The following is a 16,694-nucleotide window of genomic DNA, read 5'->3' on the forward strand; positions in this document are numbered from 1 at the left end:
GCCGGATTAATCGTTTAAGAAATATTCGACGGTTGTGACTACGCGGACATTTTTGATAAAGGGCGTGTTTTCGTCTCTGTCCGTGATGGTGAAGACGCCCTGATTCGCCCTGCGGATTTTTCCGAGCTTAGAGCCCGAATCGTCTGCAAACTTTTGGGCTGCCGCCTTAGCGTTCTTCGTCGCTGATTCGATCATTTCCGGTTTAATTTCATTCAGACCGGTAAAACTATAGGCGGTCATGTAGCTGTAATCACTGCTGAGGGCGACGCCTTTTTTCAGCAGTTCGCGCTGCGTCACGGAAAGTTTGCGGATGGTATCTACCTTATCGGTAGAAACCGTGACGACCTGAGTCAGGATATAGCGGTAAGGGCGTGTTCTGCCGTCGTAAGAGTTTGCCAGGGTGTCCTGAACTTTAGGAGACGCGAGTGTGATTTCGCTTTCGTCGATACCGTTGTCCTTAAGAAACTTTAGAACCAGATTTTGTTTTTCTTCAAGCGCATCATAAGCGGCGGCGAGTTCATTTCCCATTTCTGTGAAACTGAGGGGCCAAATAACATGCGTGGCCTTCACTTCCTTTTCGCTCAGGCCCTTGACTGTCACAATTCGATCTTTATTCAAGAAGGCAGTCGCTGCGTCTCCGAGCTGGTTTCCGAGGAGTGTGACACCACCGATAAAGCCGGCGGCCAAAATAATTGAGGGGATGAATCTGTTGTTCATAAATGAGTTTTCCTCTTTTAGCTGGCTAAAGCGTTTTTGATAGCAGAACCGACAGCGGCTGCAGACATCGGATTCTGACCTGTAATGACTCTGTCATTGACGACGCAGTGGGTTTGGAAATTATCGGATTTTTCAAAATGCGCATGTTGAGCTTTCAGTTTTGTTTCCAAAGAGAAAGGCACGACATTTTTCAGGTTAACAGCTTCCTCTTCGGAATCGGTGAAGCTATTAATCTTTTTGTCATTAATTAAATAGGTACCGTTTGGAAGTTTGATATTGATCAGTCCGGCCGCTCCGTGGCAAACGGAAGCAACCACGCCGCCGTTGGTATAAATTTTTGAAGCGATAGCCGCAAGTTCTTTATTGTCCGGGAAGTCCCACATTGCGCCGTGCCCGCCGGCGTAATAAATCGCAGCATATTTATCGGGTTTAATATCAGAAGGCTTCAAAGTGAAATTAATCTTCTTTTGATAGACCATATCCTGAGAAAACTCCTTGTTCACCGGATCGGACGGGTCGTCGCCCTCAAAAGCGCAAGCGCCGCCCTTCGGACTGACAAAGTCGATTTCATAGCCGGCATCTTTAAGAATTTTCCAAGGGTGCGTTACTTCTGAAAGCCAATATCCTGTTTTCTTACCGGTTTTACCCAAATCCGAATGACTTGTAATCACGAAAAGGATTTTCTTATCTCTTTTCGGAGGTTCCTCTGCAGGGGCTAGCGCACCTTTATTTTCCGCCGCAAAGACCGGGCTAGCCACTGCGCCTGCTGCAATTACCGTTAATAGATTTCGTCTCTGCATCATTAGAGCCTGAAAATTAATTGATTTTCCGATTATAGGAATCTCTCAAGCTTTGGGACTTTTAAGGTCCGAAATTGGGACAACACATAGAAGAAAGTTTCATGATTTTGTAACGAATATCTCTAGTTAAAGGCCAAAGTGAGGTTTTAGAGTCTTATCTTCCTTACTTCTTCGTTATTCGCGGGAAGAGTTAGAGTGCATCCTGAATACCCAAAATTCTAGGAGTTATTTTCACAAATAGTCTCATATTTAATTTAAACTAATTGATTTTATGACTATTTTTGGTAATGTAAGGATAGACTTTTTTAACTTCATAGACGATAACTTATTACCTATGAAAGAAACCAATCGCCCTACAAATATAGATAGTAAAACTCAGGAAAAGCCGTTCAAGAAAACTTGTTAACCCCTATAATTAAAGAAAGGGAGTTCCCGAAATGTCACTTATTGATGATTTTATGAATTCGATTATCGGGAAGATTTGGTGTGCCGGGATGCTCATTGTCGGCGTACCCCTTCTCGGACTGGTCGGGTATGGAACTATTTTGATTGGCTACGAGCTTATACAAGAAATTGAAGATCCTCTGTGGCGCGATTTAACTTATGCCTTGATTTTCGAAAGTTGCGTGATCGTATTTGTTGTCAAAACAACCTATATCAATTGGTTCAGGAAGCATCTTTGGAGGCTTCCTGAATTGAAGGACAATAACCAATAACTCCTTGTTTAAGTATCTAAAGCCGCCTTTGAGCGGCTTTTTCTTTGGCTAAAACCATGCCGATACCTAAGACCAGAATTTTATCTAAGACCAGAATTTTATCCACATATGACAAAAAACCTCATGCAAGACCGAATGTCCGATGAGGTGTTTCTGTTTTAACTTCACTGAAGCAATTAACTTCAGGAGAGGTTGGCGCGCCAGGCAGGAGTCGAACCCACGACCACCTGGTTCGTAGCCAGGTACTCTATCCAGCTGAGCTACTGGCGCAACCGAGGAACGAACTATACCAGTCTTTTTTTATGTGTGCAAGTCGACAAAAACCATTTTGGGTGAATTTCAAAATAAGAAACGAAGCAGCATGAGTCGGAACGATCGGACCGTCCTTTCTGCCTAATACAACAGCCGAAGCCTATGGAATTAGTTCGTTGGGAGGGGGTTCTATCATGGGAAGGTTATGTCAGTTCTTGTCTGTACGACAGCCTATTTAAAGGCTATGACGGTAAGCCAAGATCCAGAAAGAGATTCTGAGAGCGCGAGGCGGGACTCCGGGCGCACAACACGTCATATCTCAGACTACCAACCGCAACTCAGACAGCGCGCCGGCTCACGCTGCTCCATCTCAAACCCGCCCCACAGATAACCGGCTGCGAACGGGCCGAAGCAGTCTTGAAACGCTCTCAGAATCTCTGATCGCTTATGATACCGTTTTTGAGGAAGAAAATAAAAGGAACAAGGAAATCACCGAGTTTATTCTGCACAATAAGGAAGGTAACGAACAGAATAAGCTTGATTAAAAGCTTACAGACGACAAGTATTGCTATTTCAGAATGCGGGGGCCATTAAAACAGCATCGCTTTGATTTACCGCTTGTCTATCTTGCGCTTATCCCTGTTCGGTTTATATAGGTCGTGCCGAAAAAAGTCCCGTGCATGTGACTGCTGAGGAAATTTCCACTTGTCTTCGAGAGGCAAACGTTGCCCCACAACTGCTAAGTGAAGACAGCTCAGTCTTTGCAACTATGGAGCGATGGGGCAACCTCAGAAAGGGTCTTGAGCGGCAAAGGACTTCTGAGCTCGTAGAAATGATTAAAAAACATCAAAGGCACCGTCGATCTTAGAGGCTTGCGGATTAACAATGCTAAATAGGTTCTGTTCCTTGCAAGAGCTCGCTAGAAGTCTAAAGACAAAGTTCCAGGACTCTAACAGCGCAGTGCTGACTCTAAAGAGGTTGGATTTATTATGACGCAGAAATAATTCTTAAACTGCCCCCAACCTAAGTAACACAAGGGATAAAGGCTTTTTTATTTACGAGATTCTCCTAAAGACGGGGATGAGGTGTCTTAAACAAACTCAAATTTAGGAGAAAGGAAGCCTTCTAAATTGGCTGTTACCGATCCGGAAATCTCCATAATTAGAGGACTGCAGAGAGTTAAGGAAGTCTTAGAAAATAAGACCTTTCGCGCACCGTGTTGTTTGGAGTGGATCTTTGAGCGTCTGGGTCGATATTAATTATGGAAAGCACGGAGAGATTGTTGACGACTATTTTGGCACAAAAGGAGCAATGGGCGATTCTCATATTGTAGATAAAAGAAGTCTTGCAGAAGGTCTTAACCCAGAAGAGGTAGCAGAAGTACTAAGAAAGATGGTTAGGACACTAGCCAAAGGGCAAGCGAAGGAATCTCGATCAGGTGGCAAAGCAATTACCAATGATGGTTTTAGAGTGCTACTGTCCTGAAAAGGTGGGAACCACTACATTGTTTCAGCGTTCGGAAGAGTAAGAAGAGGGGAGGCTTCGCTCTCCGGCCCGTTGAACGCAGTTAATTCGACAAATGCCAATATGGACGCCCTTGGCAAAAGCGTACCCCTCATCGAAGAAAAGGAAAAGAACCCTTCTTCGACAGTAATAACTATCGCAGATCAAAAGCTTCTTTTCAAGGGGTAGAAAGAAAATCAGAGCGAACTCGATCCGAAAACACAAGAAACCTTAGATGGTATTAAACGCCGATAAGCTTCCTAAAAGGCTAAGTCGGACGTTGTCTAGACAGAGGGAAAAAGGCATCTAAAAAAGTGTTAATTAAAGAGGGCGAGTTCGAAGCACAAGGGAAAGTTAACTAAAACCCCGACGTTAGGAGAATAACTCTCTAATTTTTTGCAAGTTTCGCGTCTCTTTTTTGTTGCCTTCATTTATCTATGTTAAATATTGTCATTACCTAATTGAGAAGGACTGCTATGTTTATCGGTATCGTTACCGACGGCAAATATAAATTCGTCAAGCTTCTCGAGGGATGTAAGGACGAAAAAGGGAAGACAAGAACCCCTTTGGAAGACTCGAAGCTCTTCTCAAAGAGGATCTGGAAGCGGTTGATAAACTCAAAGCTAAGAACAATGGACGACACAAAGAAGAACTCGAGCTGCGGCAAAAGCGGCGTTGAAAAGATCTTGAAGAAATTTTGGCCTTCAACGGGAAGCTAATAACTAAGACTTTCTGGAAGAAAGTGGGTCGCCGAGCGGCAGATGCTCCTTTAGAAGGAACCCCTGCCTCTACGTCTGGAAACGACCTCGGTCTCTTTAAACCCAGTACAAGCCTAGCAAAAAAACTAAGAAAAGTCATTCACTTAAAAGAAGACGCGACAACAATTCGAAAGGCGTCTAAGTCATCTCTCACCGAAAAGCAAAAGGACCGAAATTTCAACGACGTTAGAAGAGGTCTCTGTAAATCTTGGGAAGTTGCCGTAACAAACCAGCTGCTGAACTCTGGTAAGGTCGTTATTTGCCGCTTTAACGAAGAATTCCTGGATAGGATGGTGGAGGACGAGTACGCCAATGATCCGTCTAAATCTAAGGAAGAAATTCGTCAGGAGCTTATAAATGAAGGCCTGGACTGAGGGACCAATGCTCTCTATGACGAAAAGACAGGAAAGGTCTATATCAACGGAGAAAACGTAGACGAAGGCGAAGCAGGGGCAGTTCTTGCTTATGAAATTGGTGTCCACGCTGCTAAAGATTCAGAGTTCAATGAGCTTATCGGTGGCATTGAAAACCGAGTTGAAGTTCTGATGAAAAAAGGGCTGAAGAGTAAGAAGCCCGCAGAAAGGAGATTCTGGGAAGATGTCAAACGCCGCATGGATGGCGCCAGAGTCTCGAACAACGAGGAAAGACTTGTGTACTTCTTGGAGGTTTATACCAAGAGAAACGATGTTGTTCCTCAATCCGAAAGATCGGTGTTTGATCAGATTGCTGGTGTGCTTAAAAATGGCTTTTCTTGGTATTAACCGCATCGACGAAAACAAGACAGCTGAGCTTCTCTGAGACGTGGTGAGAGCCTATGCGGAAGAGTTTCAGAATAATTCAAATTTAAGAGGAAGGAAAGCTTCCAAGAGTACAGTCAAGGACAGTGGAGGAAAATATGCAAACCCAAACGCAGAAGATCACGCAAGATATGCAGAACAGCTCAGACAAGAAGAGCCCCGAAGCCACAGAGAAGAGTTTGAGCAAAGAGGATTTGATAAGAAAACAACAAGTCTCCGAGGACAAGCAAAGGCCGCAAACTTTGGACGAGCTAACGCCGGAAAACTCCATAAAGTTCACGGAGATAGACGTAGAAATAGCTCGGGCCTTCGGGTTTCTGTAAGCTGGAAGGCTCCTGAGAAGTTAAAGTAGGTATACTCCCTTAATCGGATGGCAACACCGATATTCTTCAGTTGGATGGCTCACCCAAAAGCGCAGTTGATTTTCGCAACGCGATCTTAAACAGCAAAAAGACAATCCCTTTGCTGCGTCGGTTTACGCTTACGATATTCAAGACTACAAAAAAATGAAACTCTTCTTGAGTTTGATGTTGATTGATGCAGTGTGATGTAGGTAGGGGATGCAGAGTACTGGCGGAGAGGGGGGGATTCGAACCCCCGAAACCTTTAAAGGGTTTACACGCTTTCCAGGCGTGCGCCTTAAACCACTCGGCCACCTCTCCAAAAGAGAATGCGATTATATGGGATAAAAAAACGTTTGTCATCTCAAAAAGCTAATTTTTTTCAGATTTTTTATTTTTATTTAAAATAACTTTTTTTAAACAATAAGTTAAAAATTTTAATAGTTTAATTTTTTGATTTAATGAATAAATAACCATTTTTTTTAGGACGGTATAAGCGCGGTGGGAATTGAAATATTTGATGATAAATACTGAATAATCAAAAAGATATATTGTTATTCTCAACGTCTGATGTCTCAGTCTTTATAGTGATATTATTTAATATCTCGTTTCAATTTCTAAGGATTTATAGGATGTATCCGGAGCCTAATCTCAAAAAAGAATTGGCAAAGCGCTTGCAACAGCTCCGACTGGAAAACAATCTCACACAAGCCGGACTTGCTCAGCTTTGTGAACTTCCTCAGCCGGTTATTTCCTTATTTGAAAAGCCCGACAGTAATCGTTTACCGACATTGGCAACTTTGGTGAGTCTGGCTAACGTCCTTAATGTTTCCTGCGATTATCTTCTTGGAAGAACTGATGATAAGAGAGGTGCACGAAATATTGTCTCGGAAGACTCGGTCATAGCTCACCTTTCACGCAGAGATAAACAAATTCTGATCCATGTAGCAAAAGGACTCCTTGCCGCAGCAGATCAAAAACAAGAGGTAATGAAGAACAGCCGGAGCAATAAACAAGTACCGATGGGTCAGCAGAAATTAGATCAGGCTTAGTTTTATAGAATCAGTTTCGATGAAGCCTAAGAACGAAAAAAGTTTGGCTATTAAAGAGAAAATTAGGAGTCCAAACTGTGAGTCAGCAACGGCCTAAATACAGTACCTCAATACAGTGCTCTTGTTGTGGGCCGAAACGGGATTACGCAGCGATCCGTTTTCAAATCGATCTGATAAAGTATGGAACGAATAATAACCACTTAACTGCCTATAGCGGGTTTTAGGCTTAATACGATGCAACTCAGTAAATTAATTTCGTCGATCCTTGTTTTTTCCAGCTGCGCCTTCATTCTTACAGGATGTTCAAATGTCGACCCTGATGAGGCTATAACTCAGGACAATGTGAAAAAAGCGGCAAAAAGTTTCGATAAAAATGAAAATGTAAAGATCACGGCACTCGGGGGAAGCGCATATCTCATCGGGAAAACGGTTAACAGCGTTAAAAAACGACTCGAGTCTGATTACCACAGCTTTGAAATTAAGCAGCTTTTGGAAAACACACGCTTTAATCGAAAAAATAACCTTGAACTCTTCGGTAAAGGGAAGCTGACCGCGGACGGCGTAAAAAGTGATGCGGTACTTTCGCAGAGAGAAAAACAGAATGAGCTTACAGAGCTGTCGGCTTATGCAAATTATGTAAAAAATGTGCAAAGGGAAAGCTCTCGGGAGCTGCCTCTGGGTTCTGCCGTCTTGGCTAAGGGCGCGTTAACCTGCAGAAGATTTTCCGATCTTGAAGCTCTTTTGGCAACAGAAGATACTCCGAGTTTTAATAAAGATAAAAACAGAAAGATCAGACGCAAGGAGTGTCACGTTCTTCCTAAAGAGATCAAGCTTCGCATTCGTGAGATAAAAAAACTGGAAAAAGGCGGGGAAGTCTATCAAACAGCACGCGGCTGGCTGTCCGTAAAAGATGTTAAAACTAAGCCTTCAAAGGAAGAATTAGATGAGCTGAGGAAAGAACAGACAGCAGTTCTCGAGCAGCTGAAAAATCATCCGAGTCCGGCTTTCTATAACGGCTACCGTTCACTGCTAAATTTGTCAGATGCAGATAAAACAAGAACAGAACTGGCCAATAAGGCTATTGCAATCAACATGAAAGAATTTGGTGAAGATTGGACAACTGCTTCGAAAAGACTCGTCAAGGAACAGCAGGCGTTTAATGCTTCAGAATACAAATGCTTCTTCCAAAAAGACTGCAGTGAAAACGAAAAGCTGAACCTGAGAATGGCGCATTATGTCCTCACACCCGAAGAATCCGGAATTAAATACGGAACTCTGCCTTGCGAAATACGCAAGGGTGCAAAATGCTGGAATGCGATAACCGATTAAATTAAGCGCGGTTTAAAAAGGAAGCGCTGACAGCGTTTTTAACGAAAACCGAATTTACGGAGCAGAAAACCTGCTCCTTTTTTTATCCAGTTGGTCGGCTCTGTAAAAACCAATGAAGTTTCGGAATACGAGATTTGGTTGGTCATCAGCCAGACATCCAGAAGTCTTTCAGAGAGGAAACCGAAAACTCTTGCATCGTTTTTGCTGTATGAAGAAATGTCCAGGCGGCGCTCAACTTCAGAAAGCACAGAAAAAAGGAACTCACAGTAGTGATTAAAGAAGTCTCTTCGCATCACAAACATATTGAAAATATGAGTGCGGCGCCCATTCATTACCGTATCAAATGCTTCCAGGTAATTAGGAAACCTCTCGCGCAAAACTTGTTCGAGTACCTCTAAGTCTTTGGCATGATGCGCATGTACATATTGAGAGCGTACAGTTTCGATAAAGTAATTGCGTTTGGGCGGCAGCAGCACATTGGAAGAAGAAAGCAATTTCTGAAAATCCGCCAGAGACAAAACGCAGTCCACTGGTCTCTGAAATAAACGCCGTTTGCCGAAATATCTGCGGTAGTGAACCAGACCAATATGTGTGACATCAGAAGGAAGGTTTTTCCAAGCCCAGTAAACAGCGGTAAGCTCGCAGTAGTTTGGATTCTTTTCTGAAATGTTCAATCCGGTATTGTCACGATAGCCGCCAAGGCCGATGTCTTTGCGCGAGCAGGCGCCGACTTCAATCGGTTTGTAAATATCAGAGGCCGGCAGCACATACGGACGATGAGCTGCAACAAGAATTTCCAGTTTCATTGAATCGTAAAAATACCGAATGTTCAGGCCCTCATGATACCCGCAGAATGGCCGTATCACGACAAGGTCTTCGTTCAGAGAAGCCGAAGATGAAAGAGCCCCAATGAGCAGCAAGCAATCACAGCTACGCTGTATCTATTTGTAATAATTTGATGGTTGATTTGACAACCCAAAAAATCATCTTCATAATTCGCATCCTCGCTGATCAACACGACAGCGAAAACAAAGTTCTTTAAAAATTTATCGACGACCGATAAGAGCGGGCGCTGAAGATTTAAGCGGGTTTAGAAGACTGAATTCGCGAAGAAATTTTTAGCTCGCACTTATTGGATGAAGGAGTAGAAATACTCCGTCAAACACCAAGAGAGTGATTCGAGCGACAACAGAGATTAAACAAAAGAGTTTGATCCTGGCTCAGATTGAACGCTGGCGGAACGCTTTACACATGCAAGTCGAACGGTAACAGCGAGGAAAGCTTGCTTTTTTCGGCTGACGAGTGGCGAACGGGTGAGTAATACATCGGAACGTGTCCGCTCGTGGGGGACAACCATCCGAAAGGATGGCTAATACCGCATGAGTTCTACGGAAGAAAGAGGGGGACCTGCTTGCAGGCCTCTCGCGAGCGGAGCGGCCGATGACTGATTAGCCGGTTGGTGAGGTAACGGCTCACCAAAGCAACGATCAGTAGCTGGTCTGAGAGGACGACCAGCCACACTGGGACTGAGACACGGCCCAGACTCCTACGGGAGGCAGCAGTGGGGAATTTTGGACAATGGGCGCAAGCCTGATCCAGCTATTCCGCGTGTGGGATGACGGCCCTCGGGTTGTAAACCACTTTAGTAGAGAACGAAAAGGAGCTATCGAATAAATAGCTCTGCTGACGGTACTCTAAGAATAAGCACCGGCTAACTACGTGCCAGCAGCCGCGGTAATACGTAGGGTGCGAGCGTTAATCGGAATTACTGGGCGTAAAGGGTGTGCAGGCGGCTGAGTAAGACAGATGTGAAATCCCCGGGCTTAACCTGGGAACCGCATATGTGACTGCTTGGCTAGAGTGCGTCAGAGGGAGGTGGAATTCCACGTGTAGCAGTGAAATGCGTAGATATGTGGAAGAACACCGATGGCGAAGGCAGCCTCCTGGGACGCAACTGACGCTCATACACGAAAGCGTGGGGAGCAAACAGGATTAGATACCCTGGTAGTCCACGCCCTAAACGATGTCAACTAGTTGTTGGGGATTAAATTCCTCAGTAACGCAGCCAACGCGTGAAGTTGACCGCCTGGGAAGTACGGTCGCAAGACTAAAACTCAAAGGAATTGACGGGGACCCGCACAAGCGGTGGATGATGTGGATTAATTCGATGCAACGCGAAAAACCTTACCTACCCTTGACATGTCAGAGAAGCTTTTGTAATGAGAGTGTGCCCGCAAGGGCGTCTGAACACAGGTGCTGCATGGCTGTCGTCAGCTCGTGTCGTGAGATGTTGGGTTAAGTCCCGCAACGAGCGCAACCCTTGTCACTAGTTGCTACGAAAGGGCACTCTAGTGAGACTGCCGGTGACAAACCGGAGGAAGGTGGGGATGACGTCAAGTCCTCATGGCCCTTATGGGTAGGGCTTCACACGTCATACAATGGTCGGAACAGAGGGCAGCCAACCCGTGAGGGGGAGCAAATCCCAGAAAACCGATCGTAGTCCGGATTGCAGTCTGCAACTCGACTGCATGAAGTCGGAATCGCTAGTAATCGCGGATCAGCATGCCGCGGTGAATACGTTCCCGGGTCTTGTACACACCGCCCGTCAAACAATGGGAGTGGTGTTTACCAGAAGTCGTTAGCCTAACCGCAAGGAGGGCGGCGACCACGGTGAGCACCGTGACTAATGTTAAGTCGTAACAAGGTAGCCGTACCGGAAGGTGCGGCTGGATCACCTCCTTTCAAGAGAAAGCGAATGAAAGCTTTTAGAAGACGCGTGAATTCATTCAGCGCTCACTCTTATCGGCAGTCGATAAATGAAAAGACGATGGGTCTTTAGCTCAGCTGGTTAGAGCACCGTCTTGATAAGGCGGGGGTCGATGGTTCAAGTCCATCAAGACCCACCATAGTTCTGAGACGGGGGTATAGCTCAGCTGGGAGAGCACCTGCTTTGCAAGCAGGGGGTCAACGGTTCGATCCCGTTTACCTCCACCAACAAGAGACAAGATGAAAACGCGTTTGACGCGCTTTGATATTGTCTTTTGACAATACGTTCTTTAACAATTCGGAAAGATTGAAAAATCTAACGTTAAGACTGATTTGATGAGAGTCAGTCGAGACGGGTAGTGATTGGAAATCAAGCAAAGTTAAAACTTTGAGATTTCTCAAGCATGAGACATTGACAGCATATGGGCACAAAGAACCAAGTTACTTGTGACCCGGCCGGGCAATAGGCGGCAGGGTTATAGGATCAAGTGACTAAGTGCATGTGGCGGATGCCTTGGCGATCACAGGCGAAGAAAGACGCGGCAGCCTGCGAAAAGCTGCGGGGAGCTGGCAAACAAGCATTGATCCGCAGATATCTGAATGGGGGAACCCACACCGCAAGGTGTATCTGCATCTGAATACATAGGGTGCAGAGGCGAACGAGGAGAACTGAAACATCTAAGTATCCTCAGGAAAAGAAATCAACCGAGATTCCGGCAGTAGCGGCGAGCGACCCCGGAAGAGCCTAACAGCTGATAGTTTGAAGCGTAGTCGAACGGAATGGAAAGTCCGGCCATAGCGGGTGATAGCCCCGTAGGCGAAACGCTTTGAATGGTACTAAGGCAGTGAGAAGTAGAGCGGGACACGTGGAATCCTGTTCGAAGACGGGGGGACCATCCTCCAAGGCTAAATACTCGTGATCGACCGATAGTGAACCAGTACCGTGAGGGAAAGGCGAAAAGAACCCCGGGAGGGGAGTGAAATAGAACCTGAAACCGCATGCATACAAACAGTAGGAGCTTCGTAAGGAGTGACTGCGTACCTTTTGCATAATGGGTCAGCGACTTACATTCTGTGGCGAGCTTAACCGAATAGGGGAGGCGCAGCGAAAGCGAGTTCGAATAGAGCGAAGAGTCGCAGGGTGTAGACCCGAAACCAGATGAGCTATCCATGGCCAGGTTGAAGGTGTGGTAACACACACTGGAGGACCGAACCGACTAGTGTTGCAAAATTAGCGGATGAGCTGTGGATAGGGGTGAAAGGCCAAACAAATCTGGAGATAGCTGGTTCTCCCCGAAAACTATTGAGGTAGTGCCTCGTGTATCGCTCCAGGGGGTAGAGCACTGTTTTGGCTAGGGGGACATGGAGTCTTACCAAACCAAGGCAAACTCCGAATACCTGGAAGCGTGAGCACGGGAGACAGAGCACCGGGTGCTAACGTCCGGACTCAAAAGGGAAACAACCCAGACCGCCGGCTAAGGTCCCCAATAATGGCTAAGTGGAAAACGAAGTGGAAAGGCCGTGACAACCAGGAAGTTGGCTTAGAAGCAGCCATCCTTCAAAGAAAGCGTAATAGCTCACTGGTCGAGTCTTTCTGCGCGGAAGATGTAACGGGGCTAAGCCATTAACCGAAGCCGCGGATGCGGAGATTACTCTCTGCGTGGTAGGGGAGCGTTCTGTAAGTCTGCGAAGGAGTCTTGAGAAGGATTCTGGAGATATCAGAAGTGCGAATGCTGACATGAGTAACGTTAAAGCGGGTGAAAAGCCCGCTCGCCGTAAGCCCAAGGTTTCCTGCTCTACGTTCATCGGAGCAGGGTGAGTCGGCCCCTAAGGCGAGGCCGAAAGGCGTAGTCGATGGGAATCGGGTTAATATTCCCGAACCGCCGCCGAATGCGATGGGGTGACGGAGTTTAGAAGGTCAGCCGGGTGTTGGATGTCCCGGTGGGTGAGTGTAGGAGGTCTGCAGGCAAATCCGCAGACGCATCTCCGAGGCAAAGCCGCGATCTGCTAAGGCAGAGAAGTGATTGGACGAACTTCCAAGAAAACCCTCTAAGCGTCAGTTCGGCGGGACCGTACCGCAAACCGACACTGGTGGGCGAGCTGAATATGCTCAGGCGCTTGAGAGAACTCGGGAGAAGGAACTCGGCAAATTGACACCGTAACTTCGGAAGAAGGTGTGCCTGAGTAACGTAGGCGCAGGGACTGCGCTCGCGTGAAAAGGTCTCAGAGAATAGGTGGCTGCGACTGTTTATTAAAAACACAGCACTCTGCCAAGTCGAAAGACGACGTATAGGGTGTGATGCCTGCCCGGTGCTGGAAGATTAATTGATGGGCTGAGAGGCCTTGATCGAAGTCCCAGTAAACGGCGGCCGTAACTATAACGGTCCTAAGGTAGCGAAATTCCTTGTCGGGTAAGTTCCGACCTGCACGAATGGCATAACGATGGCCACACTGTCTCCTCCCGAGACTCAGTGAAGTTGAAATGTTTGTGATGATGCAATCTACCCGCGGCTAGACGGAAAGACCCCATGAACCTTTACTGCAGCTTTGCATTGAACTGTGAACCGATTTGTGTAGGATAGGTGGGAGGCAGAGAAACGTGTACGCCAGTACGCGCGGAGCCAACCTTGAAATACCACCCTGATTTGTTTGCGGTTCTAACCCGGGACAGTGATCCTGTTCGGGGACCGTGCATGGTAGGCAGTTTGACTGGGGCGGTCTCCTCCTAAAGGGTAACGGAGGAGTACGAAGGTACGCTAGGTACGGTCGGAAATCGTGCTGATAGTGCAATGGCAAAAGCGTGCTTGACTGCGAGAGCAACAACTCGAGCAGATGCGAAAGCAGGTCATAGTGATCCGGTGGCTCTGAATGGAAGGGCCATCGCTCAACGGATAAAAGGTACTCTGGGGATAACAGGCTGATACCGCCCAAGAGTTCATATCGACGGCGGTGTTTGGCACCTCGATGTCGGCTCATCTCATCCTGGGGCTGTAGTCGGTCCCAAGGGTATGGCTGTTCGCCATTTAAAGAGGTACGTGAGCTGGGTTTAAAACGTCGTGAGACAGTTTGGTCCCTATCTGCCGTGGGCGTTGGAAGATTGACGGGGGCTGCTCCTAGTACGAGAGGACCGGAGTGGACGCACCTCTGGTGTACCGGTTGTCACGCCAGTGGCATTGCCGGGTAGCTAAGTGCGGACGAGATAACCGCTGAAAGCATCTAAGCGGGAAACTTTCCTGAAGATAAGTCTTCCCGGAGGTAAAACCTCCCTGAAGAGTCGTCCGAGACCAGGACGTCGATAGGTCAGGTGTGTAAGCGCTGTGAGGCGTTGAGCTAACTGATACTAATTGCTCGTGAGGCTTGATCCTATAACCGTGTTGCTTGTGACCGGCTGTGAGGTCCGTGCGAGAAAGAACAAAGTGAAGGCTGAGCTTGAGAGAAATCCAAGGCGCTGCCAAGATGAAGTAAATCGATCCGAATTGGCTCCTTAACCGGAGCGGACAGTTTTAAGCCCGGAGGCCATAGCAGGGCGGAACCACTCCTTCCCATCCCGAACAGGACAGTGAAACGCCTCCACGCCGATGATAGTGAGTTGTATTTCTTGCGAAAGTAGGTAGTCTCCGGGCTCTCCATTCTTAAAACCTCTTGCTGCGAACGCGGTGAGAGGTTTTTTCATTTCTGGTTTAAATCTGAATGCATAAATAATCCGAAAAAACCCTTATATTTAGGATAATTTATCGAATTTATTGCTCTTCTTGAGAATTAATAATTAATCTATTTAAATCATTTGGTTGACCTATTAATAATTCGTAAGTTAACAATAGTAAGCTAAGCATTAACCCTGAATAAAAAAATAATATATCGACGAAACGTAAATAAAAGTGTATCTTTGTGTTCGCTCTAAAAACTTAAATCAGGAGATATCAAGATGGCTCAGGCCCCCGAATTCAAATACGCCCCTATGTTCCAGATCGAAAAAGATGATACCGAGTACTATCATCTCTCCAGTGAATATGTCTCTCTGGGCGAATTTGAAGGTCAAGAAATTCTTAAAGTTGAACCGGAAGCACTCACAATGCTTATTGAAAGAGCTTTCACTGATGTCAACTTTATGCTGCGTCGCTCCCATAATGAATGCGTCGCAAAGATTCTGAAAGACCCGGAATCCTCTGAAAACGATAAATATGTCGCTTTGACAATGCTTCGCAACGCTGAGATTTCTGCTAAACGCGTCCTTCCGATCTGCCAGGATACCGGCACTGCAATCATTCATGGCGAAAAAGGTCAGCGCGTTTGGACCAATTTTGAAGACGAAGAAGCAATTGCCCGCGGTGTTTACAACACCTACACACAGAACGCGCTTCGTTATTCTCAGAATGCCCCGCTTTCTCTCTATAAAGAAATCAATACCCGCTGCAATCTTCCCGCTCAGATCGATATCGAAGCCACTCAGGGCGAAGAATACCGCTTCCTGTGCGTAGTTAAGGGCGGCGGTTCTGCCAACAAGTCTTATCTCTTCCAGAAGACTAAGGCAATTCTTAATCCGAAAGCTTTGATCCCCTTCCTCTTCGAACAGATCAAGGGTCTTGGTACAGCTGCTTGCCCGCCTTACCATATCGCTGTCGTGATTGGCGGTACTTCTGCAGAAAAGACAATGCTGACTGTGAAGCTTGCTTCTACTAAGTACTACGACAACCTGCCGACAACCGGCGACGAAACAGGCCGCGCTTTCCGTGATGTTGAGCTCGAAAACAAACTGCTTGAACTTGCTAACAGCATCGGCTTAGGCGCTCAGTTCGGCGGCAAGTATCTTGCTCACGATGTTCGCGTTGTTCGCCTGCCGCGTCACGGCGCCAGCTGCCCGATCGGTATCGGCGTCAGCTGCTCTGCCGACCGTAACGTCAAGTGCAAGATCAATAGAGAAGGCCTCTGGATTGAACAGCTCGATACGAACCCGGGTGAACTGATCCCTGAAGAATACAGAACTAAGGGCGAAGGCGAGACTGTTAAGATCGATCTGAATCAGCCGATGGAACAGATTCGTGCCGAACTGTCTAAGTATCCGGTTTCTACACGCGTTTCTCTGACCGGCAAGATCATTGTGGCTCGCGACATCGCGCACGCCAAACTTCAGGAACGTCTGGATAAGGGTGAACCCCTGCCTGACTACATTAAAGATCATCCGGTTCTCTACGCAGGTCCCGCAAAAACTCCCGAAGGCTATGCCTGCGGCTCAATGGGCCCGACAACAGCTAACCGTATGGATCCTTATGCTGATCCGTTCATGGCTGCCGGCGGTTCCTTCGTTATGATCGCTAAGGGCAATCGTACTGACGTAGTTACCGAAGCCTGTAAGAAACACGGCGGCTTCTATCTTGGAACGATCGGCGGTGTTGCCGCGGACCTCGCAGAAGAAGCTATCCGCAGCATTAAGTGTATTGAGTATCCTGAACTCGGTATGGAAGCGGTTTACGAAATTGAAGTGGAAGATTTCCCGGCATTCATCCTGGTCGATGACAAGGGCAACGACTTCTTCAAACAGCTCAAGCCCCTGCATCCGATTAATCTCGTCGACTAATACTCGTCTTTGAGAACGGCCCGGCAAATTGCCGGGCTTTTTATTTATGCAAACGGCTAAAATTTTCTCTCCCGGAAGCTGTTGCATA

12 protein-coding genes, 4 tRNA genes and 3 rRNA genes are annotated in these 16,694 nt (G+C 46.7%); 14 read left to right on the forward strand and 5 right to left on the reverse strand.

The features are described from left to right. Positions 1 to 6: 6 nt before the first annotated feature. Both AC6I1F_RS04120 and AC6I1F_RS04125 read right to left on the reverse strand, forming a co-directional pair. Complete coding sequence (locus tag AC6I1F_RS04120; protein WP_251451366.1) at positions 7 to 717, reverse strand: SIMPL domain-containing protein; 711 nt, start codon at positions 715 to 717, stop codon at positions 7 to 9. A gap of 17 nt (positions 718 to 734) precedes the next feature. Next, the gene (locus tag AC6I1F_RS04125) at positions 735 to 1,475 is read right to left on the reverse strand and encodes a type 1 glutamine amidotransferase domain-containing protein (protein ID WP_497801609.1); all 741 of its coding nucleotides are present in this window, start codon (positions 1,473 to 1,475) and stop codon (positions 735 to 737) included. 479 nt (positions 1,476 to 1,954) lie between these two features. On the opposite strand from AC6I1F_RS04125, the gene AC6I1F_RS04130 reads away from it, so the two are divergent. Then, on the forward strand, positions 1,955 to 2,233 hold the full coding sequence (locus tag AC6I1F_RS04130) for a hypothetical protein (RefSeq protein WP_289163392.1): 279 nt from the start codon (positions 1,955 to 1,957) through the stop codon (positions 2,231 to 2,233). 193 nt (positions 2,234 to 2,426) lie between these two features. On the opposite strand, the gene AC6I1F_RS04135 is transcribed toward AC6I1F_RS04130, so the two are convergent. Next, positions 2,427 to 2,503: transfer RNA gene (locus AC6I1F_RS04135), tRNA-Arg, on the reverse strand. 1,218 nt (positions 2,504 to 3,721) lie between these two features. Here AC6I1F_RS04135 and AC6I1F_RS04140 point away from each other — a divergent pair. From AC6I1F_RS04140 to AC6I1F_RS04160, 5 genes are all read left to right on the forward strand, one after another. Continuing rightward, positions 3,722 to 3,970 carry a hypothetical protein gene (locus AC6I1F_RS04140; protein ID WP_160336391.1) on the forward strand — a complete coding sequence of 83 codons (249 nt, stop codon included), beginning with the start codon at positions 3,722 to 3,724 and terminating at the stop codon, positions 3,968 to 3,970. A gap of 494 nt (positions 3,971 to 4,464) precedes the next feature. Continuing rightward, entirely contained in the window at positions 4,465 to 4,707 is a 243-nt protein-coding gene (locus tag AC6I1F_RS04145; RefSeq protein WP_289168775.1) for a hypothetical protein, read from the forward strand. A gap of 23 nt (positions 4,708 to 4,730) precedes the next feature. Next, a complete protein-coding gene (locus tag AC6I1F_RS04150) occupies positions 4,731 to 5,120 on the forward strand; it encodes a hypothetical protein (protein WP_290372052.1) in 390 nt (129 codons plus the stop codon). Positions 5,121 to 5,291: 171 nt separating this feature from the next. Next, a complete protein-coding gene (locus AC6I1F_RS04155; RefSeq protein WP_160336392.1) occupies positions 5,292 to 5,507 on the forward strand; it encodes a hypothetical protein in 216 nt (71 codons plus the stop codon). Between the two features lie 167 nt (positions 5,508 to 5,674). Then, on the forward strand, positions 5,675 to 5,866 hold the full coding sequence (locus AC6I1F_RS04160) for a hypothetical protein (RefSeq protein WP_251569900.1): 192 nt from the start codon (positions 5,675 to 5,677) through the stop codon (positions 5,864 to 5,866). Between the two features lie 248 nt (positions 5,867 to 6,114). On the opposite strand, the gene AC6I1F_RS04165 is transcribed toward AC6I1F_RS04160, so the two are convergent. Beyond that, a tRNA-Ser gene (locus AC6I1F_RS04165) sits at positions 6,115 to 6,205 on the reverse strand. 230 nt (positions 6,206 to 6,435) lie between these two features. Here AC6I1F_RS04165 and AC6I1F_RS04170 point away from each other — a divergent pair. Further along, positions 6,436 to 6,936, forward strand: coding sequence for a helix-turn-helix domain-containing protein (locus AC6I1F_RS04170; RefSeq protein WP_290173216.1), 501 nt, complete (start codon positions 6,436 to 6,438; stop codon positions 6,934 to 6,936). Positions 6,937 to 7,170: 234 nt separating this feature from the next. Further along, entirely contained in the window at positions 7,171 to 8,265 is a 1,095-nt protein-coding gene (locus AC6I1F_RS04175) for a hypothetical protein (RefSeq protein WP_160336383.1), read from the forward strand. A gap of 38 nt (positions 8,266 to 8,303) precedes the next feature. Here the strand turns inward: AC6I1F_RS04175 and AC6I1F_RS04180 are convergent, their stop codons facing one another. After that, entirely contained in the window at positions 8,304 to 9,071 is a 768-nt protein-coding gene (locus AC6I1F_RS04180) for a DUF4422 domain-containing protein (protein ID WP_251451376.1), read from the reverse strand. A 391-nt stretch (positions 9,072 to 9,462) separates the two neighbouring features. Between AC6I1F_RS04180 and AC6I1F_RS04185 the strand changes: the two genes are divergently transcribed. The 6 genes from AC6I1F_RS04185 to AC6I1F_RS04210 all read left to right on the forward strand — a co-directional run bounded on the left by AC6I1F_RS04185 (position 9,463) and on the right by AC6I1F_RS04210 (position 16,606). Continuing rightward, positions 9,463 to 11,007 (forward strand): 16S ribosomal RNA (locus AC6I1F_RS04185). Between the two features lie 87 nt (positions 11,008 to 11,094). Next, positions 11,095 to 11,171, forward strand: a tRNA-Ile gene (locus AC6I1F_RS04190). Positions 11,172 to 11,183: 12 nt separating this feature from the next. Next, a tRNA-Ala gene (locus AC6I1F_RS04195) sits at positions 11,184 to 11,259 on the forward strand. 254 nt (positions 11,260 to 11,513) lie between these two features. After that, a 23S ribosomal RNA gene (locus AC6I1F_RS04200) occupies positions 11,514 to 14,396 on the forward strand. A 143-nt stretch (positions 14,397 to 14,539) separates the two neighbouring features. Next, positions 14,540 to 14,654 (forward strand): 5S ribosomal RNA (gene rrf / locus AC6I1F_RS04205). The 16S, 23S and 5S rRNA genes sit together here with 2 tRNA genes alongside, the layout of an rRNA operon. A 302-nt stretch (positions 14,655 to 14,956) precedes the next feature. Beyond that, the gene (locus AC6I1F_RS04210; protein ID WP_160335098.1) at positions 14,957 to 16,606 is read left to right on the forward strand and encodes a fumarate hydratase; all 1,650 of its coding nucleotides are present in this window, start codon (positions 14,957 to 14,959) and stop codon (positions 16,604 to 16,606) included. Positions 16,607 to 16,694: the final 88 nt, after the last annotated feature.

This window comes from Parasutterella sp. St.1A3 (assembly GCF_059728705.1).